Origin of the sequence: Enterobacter quasimori, from assembly GCF_018597345.1 — a bacterium.
Lineage (GTDB): Bacteria > Pseudomonadota > Gammaproteobacteria > Enterobacterales > Enterobacteriaceae > Enterobacter > Enterobacter mori.
The window spans coordinates 172,074-191,131 of sequence record NZ_JAHEVU010000006.1 but is presented as its reverse complement, the minus strand read 5'-3'; the positions used below and the strand labels follow the sequence as shown (position 1 = coordinate 191,131).

15 protein-coding genes are annotated in these 19,058 nt (G+C 56.1%); 8 read left to right on the top strand and 7 right to left on the bottom strand.

What is annotated here, in order from left to right; all coding sequences use genetic code 11:
• The first annotated feature begins 112 nt into the window (after positions 1 to 112).
• The 3 genes from hmsP to KK102_RS20275 all read left to right on the top strand — a co-directional run bounded on the left by hmsP (position 113) and on the right by KK102_RS20275 (position 5,283).
• Positions 113 to 2,119, top strand: a complete 2,007-nt coding sequence (gene hmsP, locus KK102_RS20285; protein WP_214594975.1) for a biofilm formation regulator HmsP — start codon at positions 113 to 115, stop codon at positions 2,117 to 2,119.
• Positions 2,120 to 2,278: 159 nt separating this feature from the next.
• Positions 2,279 to 3,565 carry a dicarboxylate/amino acid:cation symporter gene (locus KK102_RS20280; RefSeq protein WP_010426035.1) on the top strand — a complete coding sequence of 429 codons (1,287 nt, stop codon included), beginning with the start codon at positions 2,279 to 2,281 and terminating at the stop codon, positions 3,563 to 3,565.
• A gap of 224 nt (positions 3,566 to 3,789) precedes the next feature.
• The gene (locus tag KK102_RS20275; RefSeq protein ID WP_216358310.1) at positions 3,790 to 5,283 is read left to right on the top strand and encodes a M16 family metallopeptidase; all 1,494 of its coding nucleotides are present in this window, start codon (positions 3,790 to 3,792) and stop codon (positions 5,281 to 5,283) included.
• Positions 5,284 to 5,358: 75 nt separating this feature from the next.
• Here the strand turns inward: KK102_RS20275 and kdgK are convergent, their stop codons facing one another.
• Positions 5,359 to 6,288: a 2-dehydro-3-deoxygluconokinase gene (gene kdgK / locus KK102_RS20270; protein ID WP_126545934.1), complete on the bottom strand. Its 930-nt coding sequence runs from the start codon at positions 6,286 to 6,288 to the stop codon at positions 5,359 to 5,361.
• Positions 6,289 to 6,517: 229 nt separating this feature from the next.
• On the opposite strand from kdgK, the gene pdeH reads away from it, so the two are divergent.
• Positions 6,518 to 7,291, top strand: coding sequence for a cyclic-guanylate-specific phosphodiesterase (gene pdeH, locus KK102_RS20265; RefSeq protein WP_126545933.1), 774 nt, complete (start codon positions 6,518 to 6,520; stop codon positions 7,289 to 7,291).
• Between the two features lie 65 nt (positions 7,292 to 7,356).
• Positions 7,357 to 9,399 carry an AsmA family protein gene (locus KK102_RS20260; RefSeq protein WP_216358309.1) on the top strand — a complete coding sequence of 681 codons (2,043 nt, stop codon included), beginning with the start codon at positions 7,357 to 7,359 and terminating at the stop codon, positions 9,397 to 9,399.
• Positions 9,400 to 9,459: 60 nt separating this feature from the next.
• Here KK102_RS20260 and KK102_RS20255 read toward each other — a convergent pair whose 3' ends face one another.
• The 3 genes from KK102_RS20255 to KK102_RS20245 all read right to left on the bottom strand — a co-directional run bounded on the left by KK102_RS20255 (position 9,460) and on the right by KK102_RS20245 (position 13,021).
• Positions 9,460 to 10,782 (bottom strand): MFS transporter, encoded by a 1,323-nt coding sequence (locus tag KK102_RS20255; RefSeq protein ID WP_126545931.1) that lies wholly within the window; start codon positions 10,780 to 10,782, stop codon positions 9,460 to 9,462.
• A 261-nt stretch (positions 10,783 to 11,043) separates the two neighbouring features.
• Complete coding sequence (yhjD, locus tag KK102_RS20250) at positions 11,044 to 12,069, bottom strand: inner membrane protein YhjD (protein WP_126545930.1); 1,026 nt, start codon at positions 12,067 to 12,069, stop codon at positions 11,044 to 11,046.
• A 52-nt stretch (positions 12,070 to 12,121) separates the two neighbouring features.
• The gene (locus KK102_RS20245) at positions 12,122 to 13,021 is read right to left on the bottom strand and encodes a LysR family transcriptional regulator (protein WP_108417656.1); all 900 of its coding nucleotides are present in this window, start codon (positions 13,019 to 13,021) and stop codon (positions 12,122 to 12,124) included.
• A 119-nt stretch (positions 13,022 to 13,140) separates the two neighbouring features.
• Between KK102_RS20245 and KK102_RS20240 the strand changes: the two genes are divergently transcribed.
• Together KK102_RS20240 and KK102_RS20235 are read left to right on the top strand one after the other, a co-directional pair.
• Positions 13,141 to 13,899: an SDR family NAD(P)-dependent oxidoreductase gene (locus KK102_RS20240; protein WP_216358308.1), complete on the top strand. Its 759-nt coding sequence runs from the start codon at positions 13,141 to 13,143 to the stop codon at positions 13,897 to 13,899.
• Positions 13,900 to 14,072: 173 nt separating this feature from the next.
• On the top strand, positions 14,073 to 14,675 hold the full coding sequence (locus KK102_RS20235; RefSeq protein ID WP_126545927.1) for a helix-turn-helix transcriptional regulator: 603 nt from the start codon (positions 14,073 to 14,075) through the stop codon (positions 14,673 to 14,675).
• On the opposite strand, the gene KK102_RS20230 is transcribed toward KK102_RS20235, so the two are convergent.
• Together KK102_RS20230 and KK102_RS20225 are read right to left on the bottom strand one after the other, a co-directional pair.
• Positions 14,654 to 14,992 carry a lysozyme gene (locus KK102_RS20230; protein ID WP_216358307.1) on the bottom strand — a complete coding sequence of 113 codons (339 nt, stop codon included), beginning with the start codon at positions 14,990 to 14,992 and terminating at the stop codon, positions 14,654 to 14,656. The genes KK102_RS20235 and KK102_RS20230 overlap by 22 nt on opposite strands.
• A 71-nt stretch (positions 14,993 to 15,063) precedes the next feature.
• Entirely contained in the window at positions 15,064 to 15,603 is a 540-nt protein-coding gene (locus tag KK102_RS20225) for a GNAT family N-acetyltransferase (RefSeq protein WP_126545925.1), read from the bottom strand.
• A gap of 148 nt (positions 15,604 to 15,751) precedes the next feature.
• Here KK102_RS20225 and KK102_RS20220 point away from each other — a divergent pair, with 148 nt between their 5' ends.
• Positions 15,752 to 17,341, top strand: a complete 1,590-nt coding sequence (locus KK102_RS20220; RefSeq protein WP_216358306.1) for an STY4199 family HEPN domain-containing protein — start codon at positions 15,752 to 15,754, stop codon at positions 17,339 to 17,341.
• Positions 17,342 to 17,400: 59 nt separating this feature from the next.
• Here the strand turns inward: KK102_RS20220 and KK102_RS20215 are convergent, their stop codons facing one another.
• A complete protein-coding gene (locus KK102_RS20215) occupies positions 17,401 to 19,050 on the bottom strand; it encodes an alpha,alpha-trehalase (RefSeq protein WP_126545923.1) in 1,650 nt (549 codons plus the stop codon).
• Positions 19,051 to 19,058 lie beyond the last annotated feature (8 nt).

The following is a 19,058-nucleotide window of genomic DNA, read 5'->3' as shown; positions in this document are numbered from 1 at the left end:
TAACTTAATCCAATTGTAAGTCTCTCTTAAAAGTGCAGCAATCGGGTATACTCAGGCGCACCAGGTTCACTCCCTGGTGCGCCCTGCGCTTCGAGTTCTGTGGAGAGTCATTTTGCGTGTTAGCCGTTCTTTAACGATCAAACAGATGGCGATGGTTTCAGCCGTCACGATGCTGTTTGTCTTTCTCTTCAGCGTTATTTTGCTGTTTCATGCCGTACAGCAGAATCGCTACAACACGGCTTCGCAACTCGAAAGTATTGCCCGTGAGGTGCGTGAGCCGCTGTCGGCCGCGATCCTGAAAGGGGACATTCCCGACGCGGAAACCATTTTAAAACGCATCCAGCCTGCGGGTATTGTCAGCCGCGCGGATGTCGTTCTGCCTAATCAGTTTCAGGCGTTACGGATGCGCTTCATTCCTGAACGCCCCGTCCCGGTCATGGTCATGCGCATGTTTGAGCTACCGGTGCAAATCTCTCTGCCCATCTATTCACTGGAACGTCCGGCTAACCCTCAGCCGTTAGCCTACCTTGTCCTTCAGTCAGACTCCTATCGCATGTATAAGTTTGTCATGAGCTGGGTTGCGACGTTGGTGACTGCTTACTTACTTTTAACGCTTATTTTGAGCGTCGCGCTCACCTGGTGTATTAACCGTCTGATTGTGCATCCGTTGCGCCGCATCGCCAGAGAGCTGAACGACCTCCCGCCGCAGGAGCAGATAGGCCACCAGATTGCGCTGCCGCGTCTGCATCATGACGATGAAATCGGCATGCTGGTGCGCAGCTACAACATCAATCAACAGCGCATTATGCGCCAGCAGGATGAACTCAATATCAGTGCCACCCGTTTCCCGGTGTCGGATCTGCCCAATAAAGCCTTCCTGATGGCGATGCTGGAGCAGACGGTTGCCCGCCAACAGACCACCGCGCTGATGGTGGTCGCCTGCGAAACCTTGCAGGATACGGCGGGCGTGCTCAAGGAGAGCCAGCGTGAAATGCTGCTCCTGACGCTGGTGGAAAAGGTGAAATCGGTGCTTGCCCCGCGCATGGTGCTGACTCAGGTTAGCGGCTATGACCTGGTGATCATCGCGCATGGGGTGAAAGAGCCGTGGCATGCTATTACGCTAGGTCAGCAAGTGCTCACTGTCATTAATGAGCGGTTACCGATTCAGGGGATCCAGCTTCGTCCGAGCGCCAGTATCGGGATTGCGATGTTCTACGGCGACCTGACGGCAGAGCAGCTTTACCGTCGCGCATTCTCGGCGGCCTTTACCGCGCGACGCAAAGGGAAGAATCAGATCCAGTTCTTCGACCCGGAGCAGATGGAAAAGGCGCAGCAGCGTCTGACCGAAGAGAGCGACATACTGACTGCGCTGGACAACCGGCAGTTTGCCATCTGGCTGCAGCCGCAGGTCAATTTACTCACCGGTGAAGTGAACAGTGCCGAAGCGCTGCTGCGTATGCAGCAGCCGGATGGCTCGTGGGAGCTGCCTGAGGGGCTGATTGACCGGATTGAGTCCTGTGGCCTGATGGTCAGCGTGGGGTACTGGGTGCTGGAAGAGTCCTGCCGCCAGCTTGCGGCCTGGCAGGAGCGGGGCATCACCCTGCCGCTGTCGGTAAACCTCTCCGCTTTACAGCTGATGCACCCGACCATGGTGTCGGAGCTGCTGGAGCTGATCCACCGCTATCGCATCCAGCCGGACACGCTGATTCTGGAAGTGACGGAGAGCCGTCGTATTGACGACCCGAACGAAGCCGTGGCGATCCTGAAACCGCTGCGTAACGCGGGTGTTCGCATCGCGCTGGACGATTTCGGTATGGGCTACGCCGGACTGCGGCAGCTTCAGCATATGAAAACGCTGCCGGTCGACGTGCTGAAAATCGACAAAACCTTTGTCGATGGGCTACCGGAAGACAGCAGTATGGTCGAGGCCATTATCCAGATGGCGCGCAGTCTCAACCTGCATGTGATTGCTGAAGGTATCGAAAATGAAGACCAGCGCGACTGGCTGGCTAAAGCGGGTGTGGAGGGCGGCCAGGGCTTCTTATTTGGCCGTGCCGTGCCGTCGGATATCTTCGAAAAAAGCTACCTTGCCGACGTGGGCAATAACGCAAAAGTGTAATTTTGTTGCTGGCTTGTGCGAGCCAGCTCAAAGTTCTTAACATTTGTGTTTCAAATTTGAACCTGGTTTATTTCTGTCCTGTTATGCGGGTGTTATTTTAGAGCCGCAGGTTAACCATAACCTTAAAAAGCCTGTGGTTTTTCTTCCCAAGGACACCCTATGAAAACCTCAATCTTCAAAAGCCTTTACTTTCAGGTCCTGACAGCCATCGCAGTCGGTATTCTGCTTGGCCACTACTACCCTGAACTGGGCGCACAAATGAAGCCGCTTGGCGACGCATTCGTGAAGCTCATCAAAATGGTCATTGCCCCGGTCATCTTCTGTACGGTAGTCACGGGTATCGCTGGCATGGAAAGCATGAAGGCGGTCGGACGTACCGGTGCAGTGGCACTTCTCTATTTCGAAGTGGTCAGTACGCTTGCCCTGATTATCGGCCTGATCATTGTTAACGTCGTTCAGCCTGGCGCGGGAATGAACGTTGACCCGGCCACGCTCGATGCGAAGGCGGTCGCCGTTTACGCCGAGCAAGCGAAAGATCAGGGGGTTGTCGCCTTCCTGCTCGACGTGATTCCGAGCAGCGTGATCGGCGCATTCGCCAGTGGCAATATCCTGCAGGTGCTGCTGTTTGCCGTGATGTTTGGCTTCGCCCTGCACCGTCTGGGCAGCAAAGGCCAGCTCATCTTCAACGTCATTGAAAGCTTCTCGCAGGTCATCTTCGGCATCATCAACATGATCATGCGTCTGGCCCCGATCGGTGCCTTCGGCGCGATGGCGTTTACCATCGGTAAATACGGCGTCGGCACGCTGGTACAGCTGGGTCAGCTGATTATCTGCTTCTACATCACCTGTATTCTGTTTGTGGTGGTGGTGCTGGGCTCAATCGCCCGTGCGGCGGGATTCAGCATCTTCAAGTTCATCCGCTACATCCGCGAAGAGTTACTGATTGTTCTGGGCACCTCGTCCTCTGAGTCGGCGCTGCCGCGTATGCTCGATAAGATGGAAAAACTGGGCTGCCGGAAGTCGGTGGTGGGGCTGGTGATCCCGACGGGCTACTCCTTTAACCTGGACGGCACCTCGATATACCTGACGATGGCCGCGGTGTTTATCGCCCAGGCGACCAACAGCCATATGGATATCTTCCATCAAATCACCCTGCTGGTGGTGCTCCTGCTCTCCTCGAAAGGGGCGGCGGGTGTTACCGGAAGTGGGTTCATTGTGCTGGCGGCGACCATTTCAGCGGTGGGACACCTGCCGGTGGCTGGCCTGGCGCTGATCCTGGGTATTGACCGCTTTATGTCTGAAGCGCGCGCCTTAACCAACCTGGTGGGTAACGGTGTGGCCACGGTGGTGGTGGCGAAATGGGTGAAAGAGCTGGATCACAAAAAGCTCACCGATACGTTAAATAATCGCCCAACTGACAGCAAATCAGCAGGTTTATCCTCTTAATCACGTCATAATTGCCCGCATTCCCTTGTCGGGATGCGGGCTCCTGCGCATAATAATGCTTCATACCTGTCATACTTCGACAAGATTTTTTTTGGGTATATTTCACTTCCCTCCGTGACGTTTGGCTTAACACGCGGTCTAATCGGAGTGTTTTCATCGTCATCTTTAGAGTGCTCACGTCACGAGACACTCTTTTTAACCAGGAATGTTGATCAGGGGTTCACATGCAGGGCACAAAAATTCGACTCTTAACCGGCGGTTTGCTGATGATGGCAGCAGCCAGTTATGTGCAGGCAGATGCGCTCCAGCCAGACCCGGCCTGGCAACAAGGGACCCTGGCGAATGGTTTTCAGTGGCAGTTGTTAGCGACCCCGCAGCGTCCCAGCGATCGTATTGAAATTCGTTTGTCGGTGAATACGGGTTCCCTCACTGAAAGCACCCAGCAGACTGGCTTCAGCCACTTTATTCCTCGACTGGCGCTCACCCAGAGCGGCAGTTTGCAGGCGGTACAGGTGCGTTCGCTCTGGCAACAGGCCATCGACCCGAAACGTCCTCTGCCCCCTGCGGTTGTGTCATACGACTACACCATGTTTAACCTGAGTCTGCCGAATAACCGTAACGACCTGCTGAAAGAAGCGCTGACCTATCTCTCCGACGCCACCGGTAACCTGTCGGTAACGCCAGAAACCGTCAACTATGCACTCAGCAACAGTGACATGGTGGCGACCTGGCCTGCCGATACTAAAGAAGGCTGGTGGCGCTACCGCCTGAAAGGGTCAACGCTGCTCGGTCACGATCCGGCAGAGCCGCTGAAGCAGCCTGTGGATGCCGAACAGGTCAAATCGTTCTACCAGAAATGGTACACCCCGGATGCGATGACCCTGATCGTGGTCGGTAATGTGGATAGCCGTGCGGTCGTTGAGCAAATCAACAAAGTATTTGGTGAGCTTAAAGGCAAGCGTGAAACGCCTGCGCCCGTACCGACCCTTTCACCGTTGCGTCCTGAATCTGTCAGCATCATGACGGACACCGTGCGTCAGGATCGTCTCTCTATGATGTGGGACACCGCCTGGCAGCCTATTCGCGAATCCGCCGCGCTGCTGCGCTACTGGCGTGCAGACCTGGCGCGTGAGGCGCTGTTCTGGCACGTTCAGCAAACGCTCAGTAAAAACAACGTGAAGAATATTGGTCTGGGCTTTGACTGCCGCGTGTTGTTCCAGCGTGCGCAGTGCGCCATTAACGTTGAGTCGCCGGGCGATAAGCTGAATACGAACCTGGGCGTGGTGGCGAAAGAGCTGGCAAAAGTGCGTAAAGAGGGGCTCTCTGAAGAGGAGTTCAACGCGCTGGTGGCGCAGAAATCACTTGAGCTGCAGAAACTGTTTGCCACCTATGCTCGCGCCGATACCGATATCCTGATCAGCCAGCGTATTCGCTCCCTGCAAAACCAGGTGGTCGATATCGCGCCGGAGCAGTATCAAAAGCTGCGCCAGGATTTCCTCAGCGGTCTGACCGTCGAGATGTTAAATCAGGATTTGCGTCAGCAGCTATCGCAGGATATGGCGTTGATTCTGCTGCAGCCGCAAGGCGAGCCGGAATATAACATGAAGGATCTGAAAGCGACCTGGGATGCGATCATGGCGCCTGAAGCGCAGCCTGCACAGGCGGCATCGGCGGATGATTTACATCAGGACGCAACGGATATTCCGCAGGGTCAGTAATATCCTGTAAACCTGAATTCCCTCTCCCTGTGGGAGAGGGTTAGGGTGAGGGCAGCAGCCCGCACAGTTCTTATCTTAAGCAGGCATCGCCTCACGTGGAATAATCGCCCCGCGATACTGAATCACGGTACTCGCCGTCTGGTGACCGCGCTGTGCCGCCGCTTCAGGTGTCCCACCCGTCAGGCGTACCGCCAGATACCCCGCGCTGAAAGAATCTCCCGCCGCGGTCGTATCAATCACTTTCTCTTTCGCCAGCTTCACCGCAGGCACCTCAACCACCGCTTCGCCCGCGATGGCGACCAGGCATGAATCCGCACCGCGTTTAATCACCACTTCGCTCACGCCAGCGGTCTGAGTGCGGGAGATAACCTCATCCACGGGCTTCTCACCCCATAGCGCGTCTTCGTCATCCAGGGTCAGGAATGCGATGTCGGTGCATTCGAGCATCTGCTGATAAACCTGCTGCGTCTCTTCGCGGCTGGCCCACAGGCGAGGGCGATAGTTATTATCGAAGATCACCTTGCCGCCGTTGGCGCGGCATTCGCGCAGCAGAGACAGCAGCTTTTCCCGGCTTTCCGGGCTCAGGATCGCCAGGCTGATCCCGCTCAGATAGAGGTAGTCAAAGGTTGCCAGCTCTTCGCAGATGGCGCCGGCGGCATCGCTTTCCAGCCAGAATTTGGCAGCGGCTTCATTACGCCAGTAGTAGAAAGTGCGCTCGCCGGTGCTGTCAGTTTCGATGTAGTACAGGCCCGGCAGGCGGTTTTCCATGCGCTGGATCAGTGACGTCTGGACATTCTCACCCTGCCAGGACGCCAGCATCTGCTCGCTGAAGCTGTCCGTCCCAAGCGCGGTAACGTAGTTCACGCTCAGTGCGTCAGGAGCCACCTGACGGGCAATATAAACAGATGTGTTTAATGTATCGCCACCAAAACCGCGGCTGACTTCCTCGCCTTTTTGGGACAGCTCAATCATGCATTCGCCAATCACGGCAATTTTTTTGGACATAGTCGTGAACCTGAACAGAGTAATTTACGGTAGTGTGCGTTGAGTGAATTTTGTGGTCAACCATATTAAAACGACGTTCCAATATTTTTTTTGAGCCAGCGCGTGTTCCTGCAAATTTCTGTCATCTTAATTTCATTTTCCCGACGAATTGAACATAAAGTTCTCAATTAGCGCGCCGATAACCCAGTGACGAGTCCAAAAGGTCATCCCATAAAACAGGACATCTGAAATGAAGTCAGAGCAGGTTATCCAGCGGCTGAACACTACGCCAGAGGCAAGTATTGAGAACTTGCAGGAGCATCGCTACTGGCTGCAATGTGATCGAGCGTACACCTATCAACCTATCTATCGCACCGATGGTCGGCTGATGGCGATTGAGATTTTAACGGTCGTTACACACCCATCGAATCCTTCACAGCGCATTGCGCCTGACCGCTATTTTGCGGAGGTGGCGGTTCGCCAGCGCCTGGATGTGCTGGAAGAACAACTCCGGATGCTGGCAACGAAGCAGGCATTTTTCGCCCGGCACGGTATCCTTGCGTCGGTCAACGTCGACGGTCCAACCCTGCTGGCATTGCGCCAGAACGAGAAATTGCAGGCGCTGATTGCCTCCCTGCCATGGATGCGTTTTGAACTGGTGGAGCACGTCCGCCTGCCGCAGGACTCCTCGTTTGCCTCCATGTGCGAGTTTGGCCCGCTGTGGCTGGATGACTTCGGCACCGGTATGGCGAACTTCTCGGCCCTAAGCGAAGTTCGTTACGACTACATCAAAGTGGCCCGCGACCTGTTCATCATGCTGCGCCAGACGCAGGAAGGTCGAAACCTGTTCACGCTGCTGCTGCAGCTGATGAATCGCTATTGCCAGGGCGTGATTGTTGAAGGCGTAGAAACGCTGGAAGAGTGGCGTGATGTGCAAAACTCTCCTGCCGCCGCCGCGCAGGGCTACTTCCTCTCTCGTCCGGTGCCGATGGATACGCTCGAAACGGTGATAACGACGCTCTGAACTGCCCGCTTCCCTTTGTCTGGACTATAGTTTTACAGGACAGGTCATCAGGAAAGGGGACAAAAATGACAAAGACAGCCAGGGTTATCGCCTGGATCTCAGGGATTTTCTTGTTGTTGATCGTGGTCGCCATCATCATTATTGCGACATTCGACTGGAACCGTCTTAAGCCGACCATCAACCAGAAAGTCTCAACTGAGCTGAACCGACCCTTTGCCATACGCGGCGATCTGGGGGTGGTGTGGGAACGGCAGAAAGAGGAGACCGGCTGGCGAAGCTGGGTCCCCTGGCCGCACGTTCATGCCGATGACATTATTCTTGGCAACCCGCCGGACATTCCTGACGTGACAATGGTGCACCTGCCGCGCGTTGAAGCCACGCTGGCACCGCTCGCGCTGCTGACCAAAACGGTTTACCTGCCGTGGATCAAACTCCAGCAGCCCGACGCACGCCTGATCCGCCTTTCTGAAAAGAACAACAACTGGACGTTTAACCTTGCCAGCGACGGCGAGAAAGATCCCAATGCGCAGCCCTCTTCGTGGTCGTTCCGCCTCGATAACATTCTTTTCGATCGCGGGCGGATCGCCATTGACGATAAGGTCAGCAAAGCCGACGTGGAGATCCTGGTCGATCCGCTCGGCAAGCCGCTGCCGTTTAGCGAAGTCACGGGCAGCAAGGCCAAAGGCGACAGCGCCAAAGCGGGCGATTACGTTTTCGGTCTGACGGCAAAAGGGCGCTACAACGACCAGCCGCTGACCGGGAAAGGGAAAATTGGCGGCATGCTGGCGCTCAGGAGCGAGGGTACGCCGTTCCCGGTGCAGGCGGATTTCCGTTCCGGCAACACCCGCGTGGCGTTTGTGGGCACGGTTAACGACCCGATGAACATGGGCGGCGTTGACCTGCAGCTGAAGTTTGCCGGTGATTCGCTGGGTGAGCTGTATGAACTGACCGGCGTGCTGCTGCCGGATACCCCACCGTTTGAAACGGACGGGCACCTGGTGGCAAAAATCGACACCGGGAAAGCGTCGGTCTTTGAATACAGGGATTTCAACGGCCGTATTGGCGATAGCGATATTCACGGCTCGCTGACCTACACCACTGGCAAACCGCGTCCGAAACTGGAAGGTGACGTCGAGTCCCGCCAGCTGCGCCTGGCCGATCTCGGCCCGCTGATCGGCGTGGATTCCGGCAAAGGCACCAAATCCAAAGAGGTGAAAAAGGACATCCAGCCTGCGGGAAAAGTGCTGCCTTACGATCGCTTTGAGACCGATAAGTGGGACGTGATGGATGCGGACGTCCGCTTCAAAGGGCGCAAAATTGAGCATGGCAGCACGCTGCCGTTGAGCGATCTCTCGACGCATATCATCCTGAAAAACGCCGATCTGCGCCTGCAGCCGCTGAAGTTTGGCATGGCGGGCGGAACGATTTCCTCGAACATTCATCTGGAAGGCGACAAAAAGCCGATGCAGGGACGGGCAGAGATTCAGGCGCGCAGGCTTAAGCTAAAAGAACTGATGCCTGACGTCGAACTGATGCAGAAAACTCTCGGCGAGATGAACGGCGATGCCGACATTCGCGGCGTGGGCAACTCCGTGGCGGCGCTGCTGGGCAGCGGTAATGGTAACCTGAAGCTGCTGATGAACGACGGGCTGGTGAGCCGCAACCTGATGGAAATTCTGGGGCTGAACGTCGGTAACTTTATCATCGGCCAGATTTTCGGCGACGATGAAGTCCGCGTGAACTGCGCGGCGGCAAACGTGGATCTGGTCAACGGCGTGGCGCGCCCGCAGATTTTCGCCTTCGATACGGAGAACGCGGTGATCAACGTGACCGGGACGGCCAGTATGGCCTCTGAGCAACTTGATCTCACCATCGACCCGGAAAGTAAGGGGATTCGTATCATTACCCTGCGCTCGCCGCTCTACGTTCGCGGCACCTTCAAAAACCCGCAGGCAGGCGTGAAGCCCGGGCCGCTGATTGCGCGCGGTGCGGTAGCGGCAGCGCTTGCCACGCTGGTGACGCCCGCAGCGGCGCTGCTGGCGCTGATTTCGCCATCAGAAGGGGATGCCAATCAGTGCCGGAACATTTTGTCGCAGATGAAGAAGTAGCTCCCTTTCTCCCTCTCCCTGTGGGAGAGGGCCGGGGTGAGGGCATCAGGCCGCAGTGAATTACAGAGCCTGATGCTTAGTCTCGTGCGTCAGCAGCAGTGCAATCAGCGTCAGCGCCGCCATGGCCGCCAGATAGACGCCCACGTAGAACAGACCATAGTTCGCCTGCAGCCAGGTAGCGATATACGGCGCAACGGACGCGCCCAGAATAGAGGCAACGTTGTAGGAGAACGACGCGCCCGTATAACGCACTTCCGTCGGGAACAGCTCCGGCAGCAGCGCACCCATCGGGCCGAAGGTCAGGCCCATCAGGCTCAGGCCAACCAGCAGATACGCCATCACCAGCGCAGGGCTACCGGAACCCAGCAGTGGCGGGAAGACGAACAGCGCGAACAGAATAATCAGCGTGGTGATCGCAATCATGCTTGAGCGGCGACCAAACTTATCCGCCAGCAGACCCGCAATCGGCACCATCACGCCAAAGCCAATCACCGCCATCATCAGCATCCACAGCACTTCGTTACGCGGCAGACCCAGACCCACCGGCGCGGCGGCGGTGCTGTACGTCATTGAGTAGACGGTCATAATGTAGAACAGCGTATACGTCGCCAGCATGATAAAGGTGCCCAGCACGGTCACGCGGACGTGTTTGGTCAGCAGCGTTCCCAGCGGTACTTTTACCTGTTTTTTCGCTGCCGCGACTTTGGCAAAGACCGGCGTTTCGTGCAGAGAGACGCGCACATACAGACCAATCAGCACCAGTACGGCAGAGAAGACAAACGGAATACGCCAGCCCCAGCTCATGAACTGTTCATCCGTCAGCAGCCAGGAGAGCAGCAGGAAGGTGCCGTTCGCGAAGAAGAAGCCAATCGGTGCGCCCAGCTGCGGAAATGAACCATACAGCGCACGCTTGCGCGCCGGGGCGTTCTCGGTGGCCAGCAGCGCCGCGCCTCCCCATTCACCGCCCAGGCCCAGACCCTGACCAAAACGCGCCAGCGCCAGCAGAACCGGTGCCAGAATGCCGATGGTTTCATAGGTTGGCAGCAGACCGATGGCCACGGTGGAGATCCCCATCGTCAGCAGCGACGCCACAAGCGTCACTTTGCGGCCAACGCGATCGCCAAAGTGGCCAAAGAGCGCTGAACCAATTGGACGCGCCACGAAGGCGATAGCAAAGGTTGCCAGAGACTGTAGCGTTGCCGCCGTCGGGTCGCCCTGCGGGAAGAAAATATGCGGGAAGACGATAACCGCTGCGGTGGCATAAATATAAAAGTCGAAGAACTCAATGGCGGTGCCAATCAGCGATGCGACGACAACTTTGTTACGCGAGTTGACCGGAACGTTTTCCGCCCCTTCGTTAAGTGTTGTGGCTGTTGCTTGCATAATATTTTCTTATTTTTGGACGAACGAAAGGCCATATTACGCATAGCAAAAGCGACATTTCAATCTGTAACAAAGTCGCGATGCGGTGATAAAAGCAACAAAAAGCGGATAATTTTCAGACCAGCGAAATACCTTCCATGAAATGCTTCACACTTTTCAAATATTAGTGATTAAAACTGGTTTTCGGTTAAATAAAAGTTACGGACTGGATTTATATGCTGAAATGATTGGTCGAGCTGAAATATCAGCCCGACCGGGGGCTTAGCGGTGGGTTTTTCCCGGCATGCGCGGGTCATCTTTATACTCGGCAGTGGCGATCCACGCCGCGCAGAACAACGTCAGGCGAGCGAAGAAGTAGAAGAACGCCATCAGCCCCAGTACGGAGCCAAACGCCGCGCCGGACGGGGATTTCACCAGCGACGGCAGCGTGTAGGTCATTACGATTTTGATCGCCTCAAAGCCGATCGCCGCAATGAGCGTCCCGCGAATGAGCGCTTTCTTACGCGGACGATGTCGCGGCAGGCGCCAGAAGATCCAGAAGAACAGCAGGTAGTTGGCGAAGATAGAAATCGCCAGCCCAATGCTGCGCCATGCGGGCTTCAGCCATTCAATGTAATCAAGATAGAGCGCGGAGATGATCATCTGCTGCGCCGAGCCCGCCACGGAGGTAATGGAGAGCGTCACGATCAGCGCCACGAGCAGACCAATCAGCGATACAAAATCACGAAAATACTTAACCCATATCTTCTCCTGATCCTGCGGCGTGCGCTCCCACACGTCGCGCGACTGGGCGCGAATGGCCTCGCGCAGGTTGCCCATCCAGTTAACGCCGGAGTAAAGGGCAATCAGCAGGCCGACGATACCGACGGTAGTACGCTGCTGAACGGCGGTATTGATGGTGCTTTTGAGCGTGCTGGCAAGGGTTGGGTCACTGACGTTATTCAGGATCTTATTGAATATGTCCTGCAGCAGCGTCGGGTGCGAGGCGAGCACAAAACCGGCGGCAGCAAACGACACCATCAGGATCGGGATCATCGACAAAAAAGAGAAGTAGGTAATAGCTGCCCCAAACTGATTCCCCATGCGGTCGTTAAACCGTTCCGCGGCGCGTATCAGGTGCGCAATCATGGGAAGCTGCTGGATCTTTTCTGCCATGCTGGTCACCGTACCCAGCGCTTTGCTGGCTGTCCCAGGCGTTGCGGGCGCTTCAGGCTCGGTTTCCATCTTTTTGATGGGTTCATACTCTAAATGTTGAGTCGGTCGTTGCGGATTGTTTTCCGGCGTCACGCGCATTTTCCTTTTCGTTGAGCTGGATGTGTTTTTGAATTATAGCCTGCGACTAGTCCACGTAAGCTTTCGTGAGTTCAGTTAGCCACTCCATAAACAGATGTACCCGGCGGGAGAGGTTACGGCGGTGAGGATAAATCAGCGAAACGGGCATCGGTTCCGCCCGGTACTGCGGGAGGATCTCAACCAGTTTCTTCGCGCGCAGTAAATCACGTACCCCGACTCGCGGAACCTGAATAATGCCTAACCCCGCAAGGCAGGCAGCCTGGTAGGTCTCCGTGCTGTTGACCGTTAATACACCGCCCGTCTTGACCCACTGCGTCGTGCTGCCGTTATAAAACTCGAAGCCCTGCGGGCGCGTGCCCAGCGTGGCGGCGTAGTGGATCACCGCATGTGAAGCCAGATCCTCCAGCGTCTCAGGATAGCCGAAGCGCGTCAGATACGCCGGACTGGCGCAGTTGATGACGGACAGCTTGCCCAGCGGACGGGCTATCAGCCCTGAATCCTTCAGCGTGCCCACGCGCACCACGCAGTCAAACCCCTCGCGAATGACGTCCACCAGACGGTCGCTGCTGCTGAGTTCCAGTTCGATACCGGGATACTGTTGCAGAAAGGCGGGCAGTTTGGGGATGACTAAATTTCGTGCAACGCTGACGGGCATATCGACACGCAACCGTCCGCTGATGCTGGAAGGGTCATGAAGGAACATGCTGTCCAGTTCGTCGAGGTTTGCCAGCAGATCTTTTGTGCGTTCGTAATAGACCATCCCATCCTGCGTCAGGCTGACGCGACGGGTGGTACGGTGCAATAGCTGGGTGCCCAGCTGGTTTTCCAGCGCCTGGATTTGCCGCGAAACGCTGCCCTTTGGCAGGCTCAGCGTCTCCGCCGCGCGGGAAAAACTCTCCAGTTCTGCGACACGGATGAACAATTGCATTGCGTGAATTTTATCCATAGGCGGCGCTCATTGTTGTTCTTAATGAAACAGTGAAGCGTTTTTCACAGTCTTTATTGATTTTCTATCACCTAATAAGCTCTTTCTCAATCTTCATAACAGCCGAAACGAGGTTTCCCATGAGTGAACGTATTGCATTAGTGACAGGTGGTAGCCGTGGCCTGGGTAAAAACGCGGTTTTGAAGCTGGCGGCAGAAGGGACGGGGATCGTCCTGACTTATAACAGCAGCGAGCGGGAAGCGCAGGACGTCGTGCGTGAAATTCAACAAAAAGGGGTTAAGGCGGTGGCATTACAGCTTAACGTCGGCAAAATCTCCACTTTCGGTGACTTTGCTAAAAACGTGCAGAAAAGCCTGAACACGGTCTGGCAGCGTGACACCTTTGATTATTTATTGAACAACGCGGGCACGGGTTTATATGCACCCTATACCCAGACGACGGAAGCCCAGTTTGACGACGCAATGAACATCCACTTTAAAGGACCGTTCTTCCTGACTCAGACCCTGCTGCCTCTGATAAAGGATGGTGGGCGCATTCTGAACGTCTCCAGCGGGCTGGCCCGTTTTACCCAGCCGGGCTCGGGTACCTATGCGGCAATGAAAGGGGCGATGGAAGTGCTGACCCGTTATCAGGCGAAAGAGCTGGGCGCACGCGGGATCGCCGTGAACATTATCGCCCCTGGCGCGATTGAAACCGACTTTGGCGGCGGACGCGTGCGTGACAACGCCGAGCTTAATCAACTGCTGGCGTCGCAGACGGCGCTGGGTCGCGTGGGCCTGCCGGACGACATTGGCGATGCCATTGCCGCCCTGCTTAGCGACAAGCTGGGCTGGATGAACGCGCAGCGTATTGAAGTTTCGGGCGGAATGTTTCTCTAAAATGCACGCTTAAGGGGAGGGAACCTCTTAAGGAAATCCTTAAAACAAATATGTCCAGATAAGGATAGATATAAAGAAAGCGGGTGGATTTGTAACCTCTACCTTCATTGAGTTTTTTCTCAAATAATGCCTCTGTAGAATCCCCCTTCGCTATTCTCAGAGGGAGAAAAACGATGCGAGTAATCATGTTTGACAGGCAGTCGATATTCATTCACGGAGCGATACAGAGTCTGCAAAAGTTAATTCCAGAAATAGATATGACGGGAACCCTTCAGGCAGATGAATTATGGGCGCAGTTGTCCGCGTCACCCGCCGCTATCGTGATGATTGACGGGCATGTCATTCAGAATGAGGGCATCGCTTTCCTTGAAGAAATCATCCATCGCTTCCCGGCGATCCGCGTGGTGATGGTTCTGGCGAAGAAAGAGAGCCGATGGATCGAACAGGTGAAGCAGCGAAACGTGATGGCGATTGTTCCCCGCAATGCGAGCCCGGAGCGATTCGCCGCCGTGCTGGATTCCGTCTCCAGAGGGATGATCTGTTTTCCCGGTGAGTGGCTCAGTCAGCACGCTTCGCAGGAGGCATTATTAACGCTAAGCGAGCGTCAGCGTGAAGTGCTGAAACGCCTGGCTGCCGGGGAGTCAAATAAGGAAATTAGCCGCAGCCTGAATATCAGCGCGGCAACGGTAAAAGCCCATCTGGAAGCGCTTTTCCGTCGGCTGGATGTCAAAAACAGAACGCAGGCGGCCATGTACTATACCCGGGCGACAGCCTGAATAAGCGCGTTGGGCAGCGACGTTATCTCTCCGAAACTGAATATCATCATGACCAGCGCATCATGCTGCTGTTGGGTTAATGGACGTGTCATATTTTCCCGCAGCAGCGTCTCGCACAGTCGTATATCTTCATGCAGCAAATAGTCAGCCTCCAGCGGCGTGACAGGACCGTGAAAATGTTCCTGGTCACGGATAACGTGGCCATAGCCGATAACCCATAATCCGTTTTCGTCGCGATATTTTTCCAGAGAAAGACCCTGATGTTTTTTTATTAACGCGATGGCGGCAGAAGATATTTTTAGCGCATGCTCTTTCATATTCGTTTCCTCTTAATGGCGACACTGTAGAGGAAACGACGCACGAGAAATATCCGCCAAATGGCTGTTGATCAGGAATTATTATTCAGGTATTCCTGCTGCAATAAACCAAATAACCAGTCATTTTGCCAGCGCCCCGCCAGGAAATAGCTCTCGCGTAATTCGCCCTCCAGGCGAAAGCGGGCTTTTTCCAGCAGGCGTCGTGAGGCGATATTGCCCGCCGTGACGGTGGCGGTAAGTCGACGTATACCGCCTTCTTCAAAGGCATAGCGGCAAAGCGCCTGCAGGGATTCGAAGCCGTAGCCTTTTCCCTGCGCCGCGGGGGCGAAAAGGAAACCCGCTTCTGCGCAATCCGCCTCCCGATGAACATATCCCGTGACGCCCAGCGGTGCCCGGGAGGCAGCGTCACGCACGACAAGGCACAGCCAGTGCGCGCTGCCTGGCGTCCAGGGCGTCAGACGGGCATCGAACGCCTCGCGAATGACGGCGACGGGACGGTCTTCCGCCACAAAGCGCATGACGTCGGGATGCTGCTGTAGCGCCAGAAAAAAGGGCCAGTCTTCTTCCTGCAAAGGTGAGCAGTTCAGGCGAGGGGTAATTAAAACGGGCATTCAGATCCTCCTGACACTTTTTAAATGATTTTAGGGTTGTCACTTTATTTCAACATAAAGTCAGGTATGGTTAACCGCGTATAAATAAAAAGAAAAAAGGCCGTCACGTGCCCATTCCGGATGTCTTCGTTGTCGCTTAAGGAAAACAATGAGTCTCAGCACATCACATCATATTCGCGAACAGTTCGAACACTGCCTGGCGGTCATTCGCCATGCGTCGGTGGAAATTTTGCTACTTCTGAATGTACATGCTTCTGAGGGCAAAGATCCACGCTGGTTTCTGGAACAACTGGACAGCGCCCGATTAGCCCAGGGCGGCTGGGGAGCTGTGGCGAAAAAACTCAACCTGAATGATGCCGAGATGTCGGAATTTACGCTCCAGCTGCGCCTGCTGCAGCAGCGCGTTCCGCAGTATGAAAGTGGACAGGATGTGAGTGAAAACCAGCTGATTGCGGCGATGCGGTTTGTCACCGCGCTGGAGCACCTTCGCCTGCAGCAGCCGCTGTTGACCTACAGCACGGAGCTGGCACCGGGCAGCGAACTCCAGCAGCAGCAGGCGCACAAGCAGGTGCGGGCGATTGAGCTGATGATTAAAGGGCTCATTCGGCAGGCCTGGCCCGATCAGGTACGGCTGAACAATCATCTGAAGACCCTGTTTAACGCCGATCGCGTTCGGCGCTGGCTGAAGCTGGGCGAGATCAACGATGTCCTGAGCGGCATGATGTTCAGCGAGCTGGCGCAAATGCTGGTGGATAAAAAAGAGTTCAGCCGCTATTACGCTTCGCTGTTCAGCGACCCGTCCATGCTGACGCTGCTGGTTGAACCGCGTAAAACGCTGCAAACTTTTCTCGACGACATTCGGCAAATTCGCAACAGCATCACCGTACAGAAAACGTTGAGCTCGGCGCAAATTCAGCTGCTGGATAACTATTACGCGCAGATCGCACGACCCGTTCAACGCGCGTTTGAAGAGGGGAGAACGCGCGTCAATCCCGCGGGATTCATGGCGGTAGATGCCAGCGAACTGCATGCATTCTGGGAAAAGGCGCAGAAAATGGATCGGGTCACCGGTGGGGATCTGTTTGAAGTCCGTGACACCATTGAAAAGCCGACCCAGCGCGCGCCGCGAACGCCTGAACAGCGCGAGCAGCTCATTTCCGGCGTGCTGTGGGGCGCGGTTGGCGTCATGGTTATCGCGATTATTGCCGGGGGATTCTGGCTTGTGACCAGCGGCAAACCGCAGCCTGCGTCCGTCAGCACTGCTGAAGCGGCACCTCCACAGGATATGCGTGAGACGCCTTCTTCGCGCGAAACGCTCACGCGCATGGGGGTGACCTGGGACGAGAATAATTTCCGCTCGGCCATTAACCGCAACGACACCCGCGTGACCCAGCTTTTTTTGCAGGGCGGTATGGACTGGAAGCTGTCCTGGACCGAAGAGGCGATGTCGGCAGGCTATGATGACGTGCTGGAGCTGATGTTACGCTACCGGCAAAACATGGTGGAGGAGAAGCCGTGCCGCCGCTTCATCAACACGCTCAGCCACGCGATGTCGAACGGCGAGTCTCTGACCTCGGTACGTAAAGAGTATCTTAAAGCGTTCTGCACCGTGCCTGCCGTGGTGAAACGCCAGCAGCACGATCTCGACATGGCTACACGCCGTGCGAAGTCACAGCCAGATGCCACCACGAAAAAATGGCAGTCCATTCAGAGCGCCATTTATGAGGTGATCCGCTAGGTTGTTCTCCCTCTCCCTGTGGGAGAGGGCCGGGGTGAGGGCACCAGACCGCACCCTGCTTAAGGCTCCCCATACAGCCCAATCAGCCGCCGCACAACGCCGTTCGTCCAGCCGAAGCCGTCCTGGAGCGGGTACTCACCCCCGCCCCCTTCACGCGGCGTGCTGCTGGCGATGTGGTACTTCTCAATCAGCTTATGGTGCGTCTGATAAAAATGGTTCACCGTATGCAGCCAGCTCCAGGCGATTTCATCTCCCAGCGAGTCGTTGCCGTACTGCTTGAACCCCTGAATCGCCATCCACTGCAGCGGCGCCCAGCCGTTGGGTTTATCCCACTGCTCGCCGGTTTCGTACTCGGTCGCCAGAATCCCGCCCGGCGTGAGAAGTCGCGCCTTGACCGCATCAGACAGGCGCTCGGCCTGCTCGTGGGTCGCCATGCCGACATACAGCGGCACAATGCTGGCGGCAGAAAACAGCGCCAGCTCTTCGCGTCGCCAGTCGTAATCCCGATAACAGCCGTTCTCGTCATCCCATAAATAGCGGTTAACCGCCGCACGGCGATCGCTGGCTTTCTGGCGGAACAGATCGGCCGTCTCTTTGTCCCCTTTCGACGCCGAGATATTGGCGATCGCGCTTTCCAGTTTGAACAGGAAGGCGTTCAAATCGATAGGGATAAACTGCGTGGTGCGGATGCTGGCAAGTCGACCCGGCTCACGAAGCCAGCGCGAGGAGTAATCCCAGCCAGACGCCGCCCCGGCGCGTAAATCGCGGTAAACCTCATTCGGCGGACGGCCAGAGTGGCGCGCCGTCTCCACGTCCTCGATCCACGATTCGTCGCGCGGCGTGTCGCGGTCATCCCAGTAACGGTTAAGCAGTGAGCCATCCGGCATACGCACCGCGCTGCGGTAAGCCTGGTTAAGCAGCAGCGACTCGGCACCGTCCATCCAGAAGGCGTGCTCCATCTTCAGGTGTTCAAGATAACGCTTCGCGCCGCGCACCCCGTCCTCCTCAAACAGCTCCACCATCAGGGCAAATACGGGCGGCTGGGAGCGGCTGAGATAATAGGTACGGTTACCGTTCGGGATATGGCCGTAGCGTTCAATCAGCCACGCAAAGTTATCCGCCATGCACTTCAGCAGATCGTTACGGCCACTCTCCGCCAGCCCCAGCATGGAGAAGTACGAATCCCAGTAATACGTCTCGCTGAATCGCCCGCCGGGGACGATATACGCCTGCGGCAGCGCCAGCAGCGACGACCAGGGAATATGATCCTGCGGTTCGCGCGTCAGCACCGGCCACAGGCTGTCAATGTGCTCTTTGAGCGACAGGCCGGGATTTGAAACATACTCCGTGCTGTAAGTCTCCGGCAGCCAGAAGTGGTTCTCCACAAACTGGCGCAGGTCGAAATCCCGATGGCGTTTCACCTTGCGATAGCGGATCAGGATATCCAGCGGATCCATCTTTGGGGCGCAGTCGGGGAAGGTTTTGCTGTCCGCAAACAGCCGCGTCGACTGCACGTGCTCGAAGAGTTCAAGATAGCGATCGGCGGGCGTCAGGGCGTCGGAGGCGGGTAGCCCCTCGATCATTTCGGGTTCCGGCTCCGCCTCAATCATTTCATCCAGTTTCAACTCGCAGGGATCGGTCTCGTAGCGCAGCTCTTCTGCAATCTCGAACTCGATGTTCTCAGTAGCCTGTAGTTTCTGGTTGAACATGGTGATAA